This window comes from Plantactinospora siamensis (assembly GCF_042434095.1).
Taxonomy (GTDB): domain Bacteria; phylum Actinomycetota; class Actinomycetes; order Mycobacteriales; family Micromonosporaceae; genus KBS50.
On sequence record NZ_JBHLUE010000004.1, the window covers coordinates 503821 to 519949 of the forward strand.

At 73.7% G+C, this 16129-nt stretch carries 11 protein-coding genes; 3 read left to right on the forward strand and 8 right to left on the reverse strand.

Going from position 1 to position 16129, the window contains the following annotated elements:
- Positions 1 to 90: 90 nt before the first annotated feature.
- Positions 91 to 1119: a 3-isopropylmalate dehydrogenase gene (locus ACFFHU_RS07225; RefSeq protein WP_377337273.1), complete on the reverse strand. Its 1029-nt coding sequence runs from the start codon at positions 1117 to 1119 to the stop codon at positions 91 to 93.
- Between the two features lie 185 nt (positions 1120 to 1304).
- Here ACFFHU_RS07225 and ACFFHU_RS07230 point away from each other — a divergent pair, with 185 nt between their 5' ends.
- A complete protein-coding gene (locus tag ACFFHU_RS07230) occupies positions 1305 to 2153 on the forward strand; it encodes an FAD:protein FMN transferase (RefSeq protein ID WP_377336898.1) in 849 nt (282 codons plus the stop codon).
- A gap of 263 nt (positions 2154 to 2416) precedes the next feature.
- Here the strand turns inward: ACFFHU_RS07230 and ACFFHU_RS07235 are convergent, their stop codons facing one another.
- Positions 2417 to 3658 carry a citrate synthase gene (locus ACFFHU_RS07235; RefSeq protein ID WP_377336900.1) on the reverse strand — a complete coding sequence of 414 codons (1242 nt, stop codon included), beginning with the start codon at positions 3656 to 3658 and terminating at the stop codon, positions 2417 to 2419.
- A 119-nt stretch (positions 3659 to 3777) separates the two neighbouring features.
- Between ACFFHU_RS07235 and ACFFHU_RS07240 the strand changes: the two genes are divergently transcribed.
- Positions 3778 to 4956: a citrate synthase/methylcitrate synthase gene (locus ACFFHU_RS07240; RefSeq protein ID WP_377336901.1), complete on the forward strand. Its 1179-nt coding sequence runs from the start codon at positions 3778 to 3780 to the stop codon at positions 4954 to 4956.
- 422 nt (positions 4957 to 5378) lie between these two features.
- Here ACFFHU_RS07240 and serA read toward each other — a convergent pair whose 3' ends face one another.
- The 5 genes from serA to ACFFHU_RS07265 all read right to left on the reverse strand — a co-directional run bounded on the left by serA (position 5379) and on the right by ACFFHU_RS07265 (position 13339).
- Positions 5379 to 6977, reverse strand: a complete 1599-nt coding sequence (serA, locus tag ACFFHU_RS07245; RefSeq protein WP_377336902.1) for a phosphoglycerate dehydrogenase — start codon at positions 6975 to 6977, stop codon at positions 5379 to 5381.
- A 407-nt stretch (positions 6978 to 7384) separates the two neighbouring features.
- Positions 7385 to 8398, reverse strand: a complete 1014-nt coding sequence (gene ilvC / locus ACFFHU_RS07250) for a ketol-acid reductoisomerase (protein WP_377336903.1) — start codon at positions 8396 to 8398, stop codon at positions 7385 to 7387.
- Positions 8399 to 8437: 39 nt separating this feature from the next.
- Entirely contained in the window at positions 8438 to 8953 is a 516-nt protein-coding gene (ilvN, locus tag ACFFHU_RS07255) for an acetolactate synthase small subunit (protein ID WP_377336904.1), read from the reverse strand.
- A gap of 4 nt (positions 8954 to 8957) precedes the next feature.
- Positions 8958 to 10817, reverse strand: coding sequence for an acetolactate synthase large subunit (locus tag ACFFHU_RS07260; RefSeq protein ID WP_377336905.1), 1860 nt, complete (start codon positions 10815 to 10817; stop codon positions 8958 to 8960).
- 137 nt (positions 10818 to 10954) lie between these two features.
- The gene (locus ACFFHU_RS07265; RefSeq protein WP_446686781.1) at positions 10955 to 13339 is read right to left on the reverse strand and encodes a putative bifunctional diguanylate cyclase/phosphodiesterase; all 2385 of its coding nucleotides are present in this window, start codon (positions 13337 to 13339) and stop codon (positions 10955 to 10957) included.
- Between the two features lie 190 nt (positions 13340 to 13529).
- Between ACFFHU_RS07265 and ilvD the strand changes: the two genes are divergently transcribed.
- Positions 13530 to 15398 carry a dihydroxy-acid dehydratase gene (ilvD, locus tag ACFFHU_RS07270; RefSeq protein ID WP_377336906.1) on the forward strand — a complete coding sequence of 623 codons (1869 nt, stop codon included), beginning with the start codon at positions 13530 to 13532 and terminating at the stop codon, positions 15396 to 15398.
- 151 nt (positions 15399 to 15549) lie between these two features.
- Here ilvD and ACFFHU_RS07275 read toward each other — a convergent pair whose 3' ends face one another.
- Positions 15550 to 16086 carry a GNAT family N-acetyltransferase gene (locus ACFFHU_RS07275; RefSeq protein ID WP_377336907.1) on the reverse strand — a complete coding sequence of 179 codons (537 nt, stop codon included), beginning with the start codon at positions 16084 to 16086 and terminating at the stop codon, positions 15550 to 15552.
- Positions 16087 to 16129: the final 43 nt, after the last annotated feature.

Below are 16129 nucleotides of genomic sequence, written 5' to 3' on the forward strand. Positions count from 1 at the left end.
CACCGGCGGAGCCGGGCAGGGGACCGATTCCCTGAAACCTACCCCGAACGCTCGTTCAGGGGGAACCACCGGTCGGTCGACCGGGAGGGATCAGGATACGGCCGCGGCGAGCCGATCACCGACCGCCGCGGTCCGCAGCTCGGCCCCGGGGACGCGCCCGGCCAGCTCGGCCGCCACCGCCCGGGACACCCGCTCGGCCGCCTCGGGATGCCCGAGGTGTTCCAGCAGCAGTCCCGCCGACAGCACCGCGGCCACCGGGTCGGCGACCCCCCGGCCGGCGATGTCCGGGGCCGAGCCGTGCACCGGTTCGAACATCGACGGGTGTCGCCGCTCCGGGTTGATGCAGCCGCTCGCCGCGAGGCCGATGCCGCCGGTGACCGCCGCGGCCAGGTCGGTGAGGATGTCGCCGAACAGGTTGTCGGTGACCACCACGTCGTACCGCTGGGGCTGGGTGACCAGGTACATGGCGGCGGCGTCGAGGTGCTGGTATTCGGTCTCCACGTCCGGGTGCTCGGCCGCGACCTCGGCGAAGGTCCGGCTCCACAGCGACCCGGCGTGGGTGAGCACGTTGCTCTTGTGCACGAGCGTGACCCGGCGCCGGCTCCGCCGCCCGGCCCGGGCGAACGCGTCCCGGATCACCCGCTCGACGCCGTGCCGGGTGTTGAGGCTCTCCTCGGTGGCGATCTCCGCGGGCGTTCCCCGGTGCAGCACCCCGCCGGCGCCCGCGTACAGGCCCTCGGTGCCCTCGCGGACCACGATCAGGTCGATGTCGCCGGCCTTCACGTCCGCGAGCGGCCCCGGGACGCCGGGCCAGAGCCGCGACGGGCGCAGGTTGACGTACTGGTCGAAGGCGAACCGCAGCCGCAGCAGCAGCCCGCGCTCCAGCACCCCGGGCGGCACCGCGGGATCGCCCACCGCGCCCAGCAGGATGGCGTCGTGCCCGGCCAGCTCGGCCAGCACGCTGTCCGGGAGCACCTCGCCGGTGCGGTGGTAGCGCGCCGCGCCCAGGTCGTACTCGGTGGCCTCGACGCCGGGCAGGGCCGCGTCGATCACCTTGCGGGCCTCACCGACCACCTCGGGCCCGATGCCATCGCCGGCCACCACCGCGATCCGCGCCACCGCCACGTCCTGCTCCCGTCCTCGGTACCGTCCTCGGCACGGTAGGCTCCCGTCCCGCTTCTCAGTATGCACGTACCAAATGGCGGGAAGGTGACGGAGCGTACAGAGTTTTCACAGCGCCGATCCATCGGACGGACATGTTGAGCACCTAGCGTGATCCCGGTAGCGCTTAGGGGGGCGAGACGATGATCGGAGATCGCGGCGGCCGGGGTGGATCGACCACCTCGACGCTGGACCGGACGGAACCACCCGACCTGCGGCTGGGGGCCAACCTCGGCGCCCCGCTCCGGCCGGTGGCCGGCACGCCGGCCGACCGCATCGTGGCCCGGCACACCGTGCAGACCTCGACGGCGGAGTTCCGGCTCGTGCTCAACGCGCCCGCTGCGCTGGGCCGGCGCGGGCTGAGTGAGGCGCTTGCCGACGCGGTGGCCGAGCTGCGGGCCATCGACGTCACCTACAGCCCGCTCCGGGCGGACAGCCTGGTCGCCCGGCTGCGCCGGGGCGAGATCTCGGCCGAGGCGTATCCGCCGCTCGCCGACATCGTCGCCCGATGCGCCGCCATGCGGGCCGCCACCGACGGCTGGTTCGACGCCTGGGCCGTGCCCGGCGGCTTCGACCCGGGCGGCCTGCTCATCGGGTGGGCCGTCGACCGGACCGCGGCCCGGTTGCGCGCCGCGGGAGTGTCCGACTACGCCGTGCAGAGCGGCGCCGATCTACTGGTACGCGGCCACGCGCCGCACGGCGGCCCGTGGCGGATCGCGGTGCACGATCCCGCCCGCGATCGTCGGCGCGCACCGCTGATGCTGGAGATGACGGCGGGCGCGGTTGGCACGTCCGGCGTCGGCGGCCGGCGGAACCACGTGTTCGACCCGCACACCGGCGTGGCCGTCAACCACCTGGCGGCCGCCACGGTCGTCGGCCCGGAACTGTCCGTTGCGGACGGTTACGCCACCGCGCTGTTCGCGGCCGGTCCGGCGGGCTACGACTGGTTCCCGACCGCGGACGGCTACCGCGCGCTGTTCGCGGCGGAATGACGCGCATCTTCATGGCGGGGTGACACCCGGTCGCGGCGGCGCAACGACACTCGGTCGGCGCGGCGGCGGACTTCCCCGTTGATCGGCCCTCACGGCCTCGGCAACGATCGTGAGGGCCGATCATCGACGGATGCGCTTCTGGTGCACGCTCGTCGGGGGTGGTGCCGGATCACCCGGTGCGACGCGGCGCTACGCCACCCGAAGACGAGCCCTGCGTCGGGAAGCTCACCGGGTAAACCTTGTCGATACGCTATCGAATCGACTCAACTGCACGCAAGAGTAGGGCGCGGCCCGTCGTAGCTGCCGCGGAAGCGGAACCGCAGCCCCGGCTCCCGATATTCCTCCATGGCATGCGCGATCCAACCGGCGGTCCGGGCGATCGCGAAGATGGCCTCGCCGGCGTCCGGGATCATGTCGCCCACATGCGCGAGGGCGGCCAGCGCGAACTCCACGGTGGGATGCCGCGGCGACCGCTGCCGGACCGCCGCGAGCAGGCCGTCGATGGCGGCCCGCACCTCCGGCTCGCACCCCACGGGCGCGAGCAGCTCGAGCAGTGCGGCGGCGCGTACGTCGCCGGCGGGGTAGAGCGGGTGCGGCCGGTGCACGAAGTCCTCCACGAGGCCGCCGGTGCGCAGCGACTCCGAATAGACCGCCATCGGGTCGCCGGTGGCGATGGCGCCGGCCAGCAGGCGGTACGCCCGACTCGCGGCCGCGCCGTGCAACGGACCCTCGAAGGCGCTCAACCCGGCGGCCACCACGGCGTACGGGTGCGCCCGGGTGGAGGCCGCCACCCGGGCCGCCACGGTGGACGCCGCCAGATCGTGGTCGGCCAGCAGCACGAGGGCGGCGTTGAGGGCGTCGATCGCCGCCGGAGTGGCGGGCCGGGCGGTGAGCCGCGGCCAGAGCCGCGCGGCCAGCCGCCGGTCCGCCGGATCGGGCGGCGCCTGTCGGGGCGGCAACGCGTCGACCATGGTGGCCAGCAGGCCGGCGCCGGTGGCCGCCACGGACTCCGGTTCGGTGTTGAAGCGCAGCGGGTCGGCCGAGGCCGCCACCCCGGCGATCACCCGGAGCCGGTCGGTGCTGCGCACCCCGGACGGCAGCGCGGCCAGGGCCGTCCGGGCCAGCCGTACGGCATCCGCGGGCGCCGCGAACCGCCGTCCCGGGTCCAGCTCCGCCAGCCACAGCCAGTGCGCCACCGTCTCGAAGCTCTGCTCGCGGGCCAGCTCGGTCGCGTCCAGGCCCCGGTAGGCCAGCCGACCGTCGTCGATCAGCGTGAGCGCGGTCCGGATCACCAGCCCGGACGCCCCGGGCCGGCGGCCCCGGGTGGCCCGGCCGGCGAGCCGGTCCACCTCGGCCCGATCGAACCAGCTCCCCCGCCCGCTGCCGTCCCGGGCGCTGTGCAGTACGCCACGGCTCACGTAGGCGTACACGGTCTCGGGCTTGACCCCGAGACGGCGCGCGACCTGCGCGGTCGTGAGTCGGTCCGGGTCGTCCTGGGGCTGCATCCGGTCATCGTCACATTGACTGGTCAACGTTGACAAGCGGCAGTAACGCGAGCGACAGTCGCGTCCATCAGGGCCGTCGGCGTCGCCGGTTCGAGCGGCCGGAGTCAAGGAGGACATTCATGACGCAGCTGGCCACCGGGCCCACCAACGGCCGGAACGATCGGGTCGTCGAGGTGCCGCGCGGGCTCAGCGGCGTGGTCGTCACCGAGACCACGCTCGGCCACGTACGCGGCCGCGAGGGCTTTTACCACTACCGGCAGTACTCGGCCATCGAGCTGGCGACCTCCCGGAGCCTGGAGGACGTCTGGGCCCTGATGATCGATGGCGAGCTGCCGGACGCGGCCGCCGGCGCGGCGTTCGCGGCCGAGATCACCCCGCTGCGCCGGGTCCCCGACCCGCTCCGCCCGTTGCTCGGGCCGATCGCCCGGGCCGGCGGCGGCCCGTTGGAGGGGCTGCGCACGGCGCTGTCGCTGGCCGGGGCCGTCCGCGGGGTGCGGCCGCTGCTGGACATCGACCCGGCCACCCGGCGGGCCGACGCGCTCTACGCCTGCGCCATCACCCCGACCCTGCTCACCGCGCTGCACCGGCTGCGCGCCGGTGAGGAGCCGGTCGAACCCCGCGACGACCTGGGGTACGCGGCGAACTACCTCTACATGCTCACCGGCCGCGAGCCCGACCCGGCGCACGCCCGGGCCATCGAGAGCTATCTGATCTCCACCATCGACCACGGCTTCAACGCGTCCACCTTCACGGCCCGGGTCATCGCGTCGACCGGCGCCGACCTGACGGCCTGCCTGTGCGGAGCACTGGGCGCGCTGTCCGGGCCGCTGCACGGCGGCGCGCCGAGCCGGGCGCTGGACACGCTGGACGCCATCGGGACGCCGGACCGGATCGACGGCTGGATCCGCGACCGGGTGCTGCGCGGCGAGCGCATCATGGGCTTCGGCCATCCCGTCTACCGGACCGAGGACCCGCGCTCGCGCATGCTGAGGGAGATCGCCGAATCACTCGGCGGCGACCTGGTCGACTTCGCCGTGGCGGTGGAGCGCCGGGTGCTGGAACTGCTCGCCGAGCTCAAGCCCGGCCGGGAGTTGCACACGAACGTCGAGTTCTACGCCGGCGTCGTGATGGAGCTCTGCGGGCTGCCCCGGGAGATGTTCACCCCGACCTTCGCGTCCAGCCGGGTGATCGGCTGGTGCGCCAACATCCTCGAGCAGTCGCGGGACAGCAAGATCATCCGCCCGGCCGCCCGCTACGTGGGCCCGGCACCCGCCCAGCCGGTCCCGCCGGCGATCTGATTCCCGGGCGGCGCTGGCTTCCCGGATTCCGGACGCCATCCGCGAGTCCTCGCCCGGCCCACACTGTCCGGTCGAAACGTCCACAAGTCCTGGTCGGGCGGGGCGTGGCGGGCGGCCGGCGATCCGGCGCCCGGGGCGCCAGGGACACCGCCACGTCCCTTTGCTCTGCTGCCTCCCACGCCCCACCTGTCGTCCGATTACCGGACGCCGGCCGGTGCGCGGGGGGCAGCAGAGCAAAGGGAGACGAGCGGTAGGCCCGAAGGCCGCCGGCATGCCCCTCCGACGGCGCGCGGCCGGCCGGCGGACCCGCCGTGACCAGCGACGTCGACAGCACCGCGACGACGAAGCCGGGTGCATCGCCGCAGCGACGCACCCGGCCTGATCGTCCCGAAGAGTGGACCGAGCCGTGAATGAGCGGGCGGCTACTCGTCGCGCAGGTCGACGGCGCTCGCCGCGGCGGCGCCGATCGAGGCGGCCGCCGAGTCGAGCAGCTCGACGCCGACCGCCGAGTCGACCGTGAGCGTCATCAGCGCCTCACCGCCGGCCTCGCGCCGGGCCACCTGCATGGCGGCGATGTTCACCCCGGCCTCGCCGAGGATGGAGCCCACGATCCCGACCACGCCGGGGCGGTCCGCGTACCGGAAGAAGAGCAGGATCCCCTCGGCGCTCAGCTCGAGGTCGAAGCCGTCCACCTCGGTGAGCTTGCCGACGTCCCGGCCGGGTCCGCCGACCACGGTGCCCGACACGGTCACCGTGCGGCCGTCCGGCAGGGCGCCACGCACTGTCACGAGGTTGGGCTGGTCGGCGGTCTCGGCCAGGGCGGAGAGCGCCACCTCGACGCCGCGGTCCGCGGCCAGGTGCGGGGCGTTGACGTAGGTGACCTGCTCCTCGACGACCGAGGTGAACAGGCCCTTGGTAGCGGCCAGCCGGAGCACCGTGACGTCGTTCGTCACGATCTCGCCGCGCACCTCGACGGTGACGCTCGCGGCCACCTGCCCGGCCACCGCCGTGAACACCTTGCCGAGCTTCTCGGCCAGCGGCAGCAGCGGCCGGACGTCCTCGGCCACCACGCCACCGGCCTGCACGTTCACGGCGTCCGGCACGAACTCGCCCTGCAGCGCCAGCTTCACGCTGCGGGCCACCGCGAGGCCGGCCTTGTCCTGCGCCTCGGCCGTGGACGCGCCCAGGTGCGGCGTGGCCACCACGTTGTCGAACTCGAACAGCGGCGAGGCCGTGCAGGGCTCCTTCGCGTACACGTCGATGCCGGCGCCGCCGACCCGGCCCTCGGCGATGGCCTGGGCCAGGGCCTGCTCGTCCACCAGGCCGCCGCGGGCGGCGTTGATGATCCGGACGCCCGGCTTGACGAGGGCCAGCTCCTTCTCGCCGATCAGGCCGACCGTCTCCGGGGTCTTGGGCAGGTGGATCGAGATGAAGTCGCTGTCCCGCAGCAACTCCTCCAGCCCGACCAGCCGGACGCCGAGCTGCGCGGCGCGAGCCGGCTGGATGTACGGGTCGTACGCGATGAGTCGGGTGCCGAAGGCCGCCATCCGCTGCGCGAACAGCACGCCGATCCGACCGAGCCCCACCACGCCGACGGTCTTGCCCTGCACCTCGACGCCGGTGTACCTGGACCGCTTCCACTCCCCGGTCTTCAGCGCGGCGCTGGCGCTGGCCGTGTGCCGGGCCACCGCGAGCAGCAGCGCGACGGCCTGCTCGGCCGCGGACACGATGTTGGAGGTGGGCGCGTTGACCACCATCACCCCGCGGGCCGTGGCGGCCGGGACGTCGACGTTGTCGAGCCCGACCCCGGCCCGCGCCACCACCTTGAGCCGGCTGGCCGCGGCCACCGCCTCGGCGTCGATCTGGGTGGCGCTCCGCACGATGACCGCGTCGGCGGAGGCGAGCGCCGCCAGCAGCGCCGGGCGGTCGGTGCCGTCCACATGCCGCACGTCGAAATCGTGCGCGAGCACGTCGATGGCGGCGGGGGCGAGTTCTTCGGCGATCAGTACGACAGGAGTCATCGGTCCTCGTATGTGTCGTCCGGATGGGTCGGCTGCGCCGAAGGACGCCGCTCTGCGCCCTGCGCTCACCTGTAGACGGTGCGATTGGTGCCGCCCCCGTTGTCGCGGAGCGTGCCCGCGGCGGCCGCGACCCGCACGGCTCCGAGCAGGCCGGCCGGCGCGTCTACCCGAAATCGTAGGCCGCCGGTGGCCCGAGCGGGCCCGGCATCCAGCGTGAGCGCCCTCACAAACCCGACATCACGCCACACCCGCGACCGGATCGGCCGCGGGCGGCGCGGGGTGGCGAGGCGGCCGGTCGACCCGGCCGGCGGCGCCGGGATCCGACCGCGGTGACCGAGTGAACGGTCGCGGTGACGGGGCGACCGGTCGCGCCCGGCGCTCGGGGAGAAGCGCCGGGCGCGACGCGATCAGGCGGTCTCGGTGATCGGCCGGTCCACCCAGCTCATCATCCCGCGCAGCTTGCGCCCGGTCTCCTCGATCGGGTGCGCCGCGCCCTCGGCCCGCCATTTGGTGAAGTTCGGCCGGCCCGCGTCGTCCTCGGCGATCCACTCCCGGGCGAAGTCGCCGGAGCGGATTTCGGCGAGGATCCGCTGCATCTCCTGCTTGACCCGGGCGTCGACCACGCGCGGCCCGCGCGAGTAGTCGCCGTACTCGGCCGTGTCCGAGACGCTGTACCGCATCCGGGCGATGCCGCCCTCGTACATCAGGTCCACGATCAGCTTCAACTCATGCAGGCACTCGAAGTACGCGATCTCCGGGGCGTACCCGGCCTCGGTGAGCACCTCGAACCCGGTCTGCACCAGCGCGGACGCGCCGCCGCAGAGCACCGCCTGCTCGCCGAAGAGGTCGGTCTCGGTCTCCTCGGCGAAGCTGGTCCGGATCACGCCGGCCCGGGTGCCGCCGATGGCCTTGGCGTACGCCAGCGCCAGCGCCAGCGCGTTGCCGCTGGCGTCCTGCTCGACCGCCACCAGGCAGGGCACGCCCTTGCCGTCCACGTACTGGCGGCGGACCAGGTGGCCGGGGCCCTTCGGGGCCACCATGGCCACGTCCACCTCGGCCGGCGGCGTGATGAAGCCGTACCGGATGTTGAAGCCGTGCCCGAAGAACAGCGCCTTGCCGGCGGACAGGTGCGGCGCGATGTGCTCGGCGTAGAGCGTGCGCTGCGCGGTGTCCGGCGCCAGGACCATGATCACGTCGGCCGCGGCGGCCGCCTCGGCCGGCGTACGCACCTCGAGCCCCTGCTCCTCCGCCTTGGCCCGGCTCCGCGAGCCCTCGGGCAGGCCGACCACCACGTCGACGCCCGAGTCCCGCAGCGACAGGGCGTGCGCGTGCCCCTGGCTGCCGTACCCGATGACCGCGACCCGGCGACCCTGGATGACGGCCAGATCGGCGTCGTCGTCGTAGTACACCTCAACGCTCATGACTTCTACCTTTCCTGCGGCGGCCGGGCGGCTCGCCGGTCATGCGGCCCGCAGCGCGGGGCCGGCGGTGATGGACCGGGCGCCCCGGCCGATCGCCACCAGTCCGGACTGGACCATCTCCTTGATGCCGAACGGTTCGAGGTCGCGGAGCAGCGCCTCCAGCTTGTCGGGGGTGCCGGTGGCCTCGATGGTGAGCGTCTCCGGGGAGACGTCCACCACCCGGGCCCGGAACAAATCCACCGTCTCCAGCACCTGCGACCGGGCGGACCGGTCGACCCGCACCTTCACCAGCAGGAGTTCCCGGGCCACCGAGACGGTCGGGTCCAGCTCCACGATCTTGATTACATTGACCAGCTTGTTGAGCTGCTTGGTGACCTGCTCCAGTGGCGAGGTCTCGGCATTGACCACGATCGTGATCCGGGAGACCTGCGGGTTCTCGGTCTCCCCCACGGCCAACGAGTCGATGTTGAAACCGCGCCGGGAGAACAGCCCGGCGACCCGGGCGAGCACGCCCGGCTTGTTCTCCACGAGGACGGAGAGCGTGTGGATGGTCATGTGGTCAGCCCTCGTCCTCGTCGAAGTTCGGGCGCACGTCCCGGGCGAACATGATCTCGTCGTTGCTGGTGCCGGCCGCCACCATCGGCCAGACCATGGCGTCCTTGCCGACCACGAAGTCGACCACCACGGGCGCGTCGTTGATCGCCATGGCCGCCTCGATCGTCTTGTCGACGTCGGCCGCGTTCTCGCAGCGCAGCCCCGTGCAGCCGAGCGCCTCGGCCAGCTTCACGAAGTCGGGGATGCGGTGCTTGTGCGTGCCCAGCTCGGTGTTGGAGTATCGCTCGCCGTAGAACAGCGTCTGCCACTGCCGGACCATGCCGAGGTTGCCGTTGTTGATCACGGCGACCTTGATCGGGATGCCCTCCAGGGCGCAGGTGGCCAGCTCCTGGTTGGTCATCTGGAAGCAACCGTCGCCGTCCACCGCCCACACGACGGCGTCCGGCCGGCCCACCTTCGCGCCCATGGCGGCCGGCACGGCGTAGCCCATGGTGCCGAGGCCGCCGGAGTTCAGCCAGGTCCGGGGCTTCTCGTACGAGATGAACTGGCTGGCCCACATCTGGTGCTGGCCGACGCCGGCCACGTACACCGCGTCCGGGCCGACGATCTCGCCGAGCCGCTTGATCACGTGCTGCGGGGCCAGCGTGCCGTCGGCCGGCTCGTCGTAGCCGAGCGGGTACCGGCGGCGCAGCTCGTCCAGCTGCCCCCACCAGTCGGCACGGTCGGCCGTGCCGGAGCGGTCCTGGCCCAGCGCCGTGACCAGCTCGTCGATCACGTGCCGCACGTCGCCCACGATGGGCACGTCGGCGTGCCGGTTCTTGCCGATCTCGGCCGGGTCGATGTCCGCGTGCACCACGGCGGCGCCCGGGGCGAAAGTGTCCAGCCGGCCGGTCACCCGGTCGTCGAAACGGGCGCCGAGCGCCACGATCAGGTCGGCCTTCTGCAGGGCGTACACGGCGGCCACCGTGCCGTGCATGCCCGGCATGCCCAGGTGCTGCCGGTGCGAGTCCGGGAACGCTCCGCGGGCCATCAGCGTGGTCACCACCGGGATCCCGGTCAGCTCGGCCAGCCGGCGCAGGCCCTCGGTGGCCCGGCCCTTGAGCACCCCGCCGCCGACGTACAGCACGGGCCGGCGGGCCGCGTGCATCAGCCGCGCCGCCTCCCGGATCTGCTTGCCGTGCGGGTGCAGGGTCGGCCGGTAGCCGGGCAGGTCGAGCGTCGGCGGCCAGCGGAAGGTGGTCTGGGCCTGCAGGACGTCCTTGGGGATGTCCACCAGCACCGGTCCCGGCCGGCCGGTGGAGGCCAGGTGGAACGCCTCGGCCAGGGTCTGCGGGATCTCCTCGGCGGTCTGCACCAGGAAGTTGTGCTTGGTGATCGGCAGGGTGATGCCCTGGATGTCGGCCTCCTGGAAGGCGTCAGAGCCGATCGACGGCCGGGCCACCTGGCCGGTGATGGCCACCATGGGCACCGAGTCCATGTACGCGTCGGCGATCGGGGTGACCAGGTTGGTGGCGCCCGGACCGGAGGTGGCGATGCAGACCCCCACCTTGCCGGTGGCCTGGGCGTACCCGGTGGCCGCGTGCCCGGCGCCCTGCTCGTGCCGGACCAGGATGTGCCGCACCTCGGAGTCGTAGAGCGGGTCGTACGCCGGCAGGATCGCCCCGCCGGGGATGCCGAACACGACGTCCACGTCGAGCGCCTCCAGCGACCGGACGAGCGAGCCGGCGCCGGACACCTGGGCCGGCGTGGTGGTGCGTACCGCGGCGGCCGCCGCCACGGTGGCGGGGGAGGCCACGGCCGGCACCGGATGGGCGGTGGTGGCATGGGCCCGTTGGGCGAGAGTCTCGGGAGTTGGTCGCGTCATGGCGGGTCAACCTTCGGGTGCGGGTCGGGGCCGGGCAACAAAAAAGCCCACGTGCTCATGCACGGGGGCCAGCGCACTCTCGCCTGCAAGAGTGCGCTCAGGTAAGTACTCGGATCGACCGGGTCGACGACATGGGGTCAAGCCTGACGCATCTCACGCGCTGAGTCAACAGATCTCACATCTTGGACCGCGGGTGTCGGACCGACGACCCGGGCCGGCCCCCCGGAACGCTGCGGCGGCACCGGCGGCATCGGCACCGGCGGGCCCGCGCCCGGCGGGCCGGCCGCGGCCTCCAACCGGGCCTCCAGGTGCTCGGCCGGCACGCCCCAACCGAACAGCAGGCCCTGCCCGAACCGGCAACCGGCGCCCACCACGGCCGCCAGCTCGCCCGGGGTGGTGACCCCCTCGGCGATGACCTCCAGCCCGAGCCGGTGACCCAGCCGCATCACCAGGTCGACCATGCCGACGGCCGCCACGCTGCGGACCCCGCCGTCCGGCTCCGGGTCGGGATCGGTGACCAGGCTGTGGTCGATCTTCAGGATGTCGATCGGCAGCCGCCGGAGCTGGCCGAGCGACGAGTAGCCGGCGCCGAAGTCGTCCAGCGCGATCCGTACCCCGGTGCGGCGCAGCGCGGCGAGCCGGCGGATGAGCTCGTCGAGGTCGGTGGCCACGGCGTGCTCGGTCACCTCCAGGACCAGCCGTTGGGCCGGCACCCCGTGTTTGCGCAGCGCCTCGGCGACCTGCCGGACGTACTCGGCGGAGTGCAGCTCGCGCGGCGACACGTTGACCGACACCCAGACGTCGTGCCCGTCGGCCAGCCACCGGGAGAGCTGGTGGCAGGCCCGGTGCAGGACCCAGGCGCCCAGCTCGGCGATCATCCCGCACTCCTCGGCCAGCGGGATGAACTCGTCCGGGCCCACCACGCCGAGCCGCGGACTTTCCCAGCGCAGCAGCGCCTCGGCGCCCACCGGCCGGACCGACGGCACCGCCACGACCGGCTGGAACGCCAGCCACAGCTCGTCCCGGCCAATGGCGCCGCGCAACTCGTGCTCCAGCGTGGCGCGCCGGCGCAGCCGGTCGGAGTGGCTGGCGTCGTACCGCTCGATCCGGTTCTTGCCGCGCTGCTTGGCGTACCGCAGCGCAAGGTCGGCATGCCGCAGCAGCGCCTCCACCCCGCCGGCGGCGGGCCGGAGCGCCAGTCCGATGCTGACCGACAGGTGGACCGGCCCCTTCGCCGCCTGGTACGCCTCGCCGAGCACCGCGAGCAGCCGCTCGGCCACCCGTTGCGCCTCCGGCAGGTCGCCGCGGAGCAGCACCGCGAACTCGTCCCCGCCCAGCCGGGCCGCCACGTCGGCGGGCCGGAGGTTCCGCCGGAGCCGCTGCGCCACCTCGACCAGCACCGCGTCGCCGACGTCATGCCCGCGCATGTCGTTCACGACCTTGAAGCCGTCGAGGTCCAGCCCGAGCAGCACGGCCGGGGCCCCGGGTGGCGCCTCGTGCAGCGCTCGCAGCAGGCCGCGCCGGTTGGCCAGCCCGGTGAGCGGGTCGGTGTGCGCCAGCTCCCGGAAGTGCGCCTCGCGCTCGACCAGCCGGTTGGCGTACCCGCGCACTTGCCGCAGCGCCAGCGAGTGCCGGAAGACCAGGGCGAATCCCTCGATGATCCCGGCCGCCAGCGGCAGTGGGCCGAATTCGCCGCCGACGACCTGCTGATAGCAGGCGGCCAGGGCGATCCCGGTCATCGGCAGGATGGCGTACCCGGTACCGCGCAACATCACGTCCGGTCCGGCCTCGTCGACGGCCTCAGCGGTCCGGGCGGCCAGCGCGAGCAGCAGCAGGGCGGTGGGCGCCAGCGCCGCCCCGGCCACCGTGACCGCCGGCCCGGACTGGCAGATGCCGGCGGCCAGCAGCAGCCCGGCCAGGGCCGTGCCGGTGACCCCGGCGCCGGCCAGCACGGACCGGGTCCGCGGCCGGCTGGCGCGCAGGATCACGATGGCGGCCAGCCCGGCGCCGCCGGCCGCGGTCACCGTCGCCACCAGGATCGCCGGGCAGCCCATCGGGGTGGCCGAGCCGAGCAGCCGGGTCGGCCGGCTGAGCAGGACCCAGCCGACGAACCACAGCGCGGCCGCCACGATCACCCCGTCCAGCGCAAGCCGGGTGGCGGCCGCCGGTCCGCGGATCACGCCGGGCAGCCGGAGCAGCCCCGCCCACAGCCCGGCCCCGCCGGCGGCGAAGCCGAGGGCCACCGCGGAGGCCAGCAGCATCCGCTGGTGCCGGTGGTCCGACCAGTCCGCGCCCAGCCCGGCCAGGGTGGCCAGCCCGGCGACAGTGCTGAGGGTGGTGGCGGCCGCGCCCAGGGCCAGGCTCCGGTGCGCGGCGGAGGTCCCCGGGTGGGTGGCCGGCGCCGGGCCGGCGCGGGCCACGGCGGACGGGCGCCCGGCGGAGCGCACGAGCAGCACGGTGGCGGTCGTGGCGACGGAACCGCCTCCGACGGCGATGGTCACCACGACCGGCAGGGGGTGCACACCTCAACTCTGCCGGATCGATGCCAGCCGCGGAAACCGGGCACGCAGGTTGTCCGCGGGTCGTTTCCAACAATTCCCTACGCCGCCCGGCCGGGCCGGGCCGCCGCCCCCGGGCCGAGCCCGTCCCGCGTGGTGGGCGGCCCGGGACCGGGTGGTCCCGCGGCGCCGCCCGCGGTGCCAGACTGGTGCCATGCCTGACCTGCGGTCGAGGACCTCCACCCACGGACGGACGATGGCCGGTGCCCGCGCGCTGTGGCGCGCCACCGGGATGACCGAGGACGACTTCGGCAAGCCCATCGTGGCCATCGCCAACAGCTACACCCAGTTCGTACCGGGGCATGTCCACCTCAAGGACCTCGGCGGGCTGGTGGCCGACGCGGTGGCCGGGGCCGGCGGCGTGGGGCGGGAGTTCAACACCATCGCCGTGGACGACGGCATCGCCATGGGACACGGCGGCATGCTCTATTCGCTGCCCAGCCGCGAGTTGATCGCCGACGCCGTGGAATACATGGTCAACGCGCACTGCGCGGACGCGCTGGTCTGCATCTCCAACTGCGACAAGATCACCCCCGGCATGCTGCTCGCCGCGCTGCGGCTGAACATCCCCACCGTGTTCGTCTCCGGCGGGCCGATGGAGGCCGGCAAGGTGGATGCGCTGACGGTGGTGGACGGGGTGGTCTCGGCGGGCTCCGGCCGCAAGCTCGACCTGATCGACGCGATGATCGCCTCCTCCGACGACGCCGTCACCGAGGGGCAGCTCGGCGAGATCGAACGGTCCGCCTGCCCGACCTGCGGCTCCTGCTCCGGCATGTTCACCGCCAACTCGATGAACTGCCTCACCGAGGCGATCGGCCTGGCGCTGCCGGGCAACGGATCCACGCTGGCCACCCACGCCGCCCGGCGGTCGCTGTTCGTCGAGGCCGGCCGGACCGTCGTGGACCTGGCCCGCCGGTGGTACGACGGGGACGACGCGACCGTGCTGCCCCGGGCGATCGCCTCGCGGGTGGCGTTCGAGAACGCGGTGGCGCTGGACGTCGCCATGGGCGGCTCCACCAACACGGTGCTGCACCTGCTCGCCGCCGCGCGTGAGGCGGAGCTCGACTTCGGCGTCGACGACATCGACGCCATCTCCCGCCGGGTGCCCTGCCTGGCCAAGGTGGCGCCCAACTCGCAGCGCTACCACATGGAGGACGTGCACCGGGCCGGCGGCATCCCGGCCATCCTCGGCGAGCTGGACCGGGCCGGTCTGCTGCGCCGGGACGTCCGCGCGGTGCACGCCGACTCGCTGGACGCCTGGCTCGCCGACTGGGACGTCCGCGGTGGTCGGGCCACACCCACCGCCGCCGACCTCTTCTCGGCCGCGCCCGGCGGGGTACGCACCACCCAGCCGTTCTCCACCACCAACCGGTGGGACACCTTGGACACCGATCCGGCGGAGGGCTGCATCCGGGACCGCGACCACGCGTACAGCGCCGACGGCGGGCTGGCCATCCTGGCCGGCAACCTGGCTCCGGACGGCTGCGTGGTGAAGACCGCCGGCGTGCCCGAGGAGTGCCTGACGTTCCGCGGCCCGGCCCGGGTGTTCGAGTCCCAGGAGGAGGCCGTCGAGGCCATCCTCGGCCGCCGGGTGGTGGCCGGCGACGTCCTGGTGATCCGGTACGAGGGCCCGAAGGGCGGCCCCGGGATGCAGGAGATGCTCTACCCCACCTCGTTCCTCAAGGGACGCGGCCTCGGCCGGTCCTGCGCGCTGCTGACCGACGGCCGGTTCTCCGGCGGCACGTCGGGGCTGTCCATCGGGCACGTCTCCCCCGAGGCGGCCTCCGGCGGCCTCATCGCGCTGGTGGCCGAGGGGGACGAGGTGATCATCGACATCCCCGCCCGGTCCCTCACGCTCAACGTGCCGGACGAGGTGCTCGCCGCCCGCCGGGTGGCCGAGGAGAAGCGCGACCGGCCGTACACCCCGGCCGACCGGGACCGGCCGGTCTCGGCGGCGCTTCGGGCGTACGCCTCGATGGCCACCTCGGCCAGCGACGGCGCCTACCGCCGCGTCCCGGACTGAGGTGAAAGGAAGGGCCCCTTCTTATCGTTTTCGGTAGAGCAGGGGCCCCTTCTTAACGTGCGCCGCCGGCCCCGGAGCGGCCGTCCGCCCGCAGCGGGCGGTCAGGGTCCTGCGGAGGGTCCTGCGGGCGCCGTCAGGGTCCTGCGGGCGGTCAGGCCGGCGGTTCGAGGGTGGCGTAGAGGGCCATGTCCTCGCTGTGCTCGCCGAAGCTGAGCGACCGGCGCAGCACGCCCTCGTAGTCGAAGCCGAGGCGCTCGGCGACCGCCCGGGCCGGCCGGTTGTCCACCATGGTGCGGATCTGCACCCGGCGCAGGCCTCGGTCCGCGAACACGGCCCGGGTCAGCGCGCGTACCGACCGGGTTACCAGGCCCCGGCCCTCGGCGGCCTCGTCCAGCCAATAGCCGACGTCACCGGTCAGGTTGAGCGGGTCGATCCGCATGCCGCAACTGCCGACGATGCCGTCCCGGGCGTCCTCGATGAGGGTGTAGATCTCGGTGCCCTTGCCGAAGTTCTGCAGCCCGGTGGTGATGTAGTCCAGCGAGCTCTGCACCGTCGGTGGCCAGGCCGCCCACGGCTGCCACCGGGCGAGCCGGCGCTGGTTGCGCTCGATCAGCGCGCTGACCGTGGGTGCGTGCTGCGGCTCGGCGAGGACCAACCGGGTCGACTCGTCCACGGTGAGCGAGAACATGCTTCCTCCGCTGATCACGCCGGCTGGCCGGCGCCCTCGGACT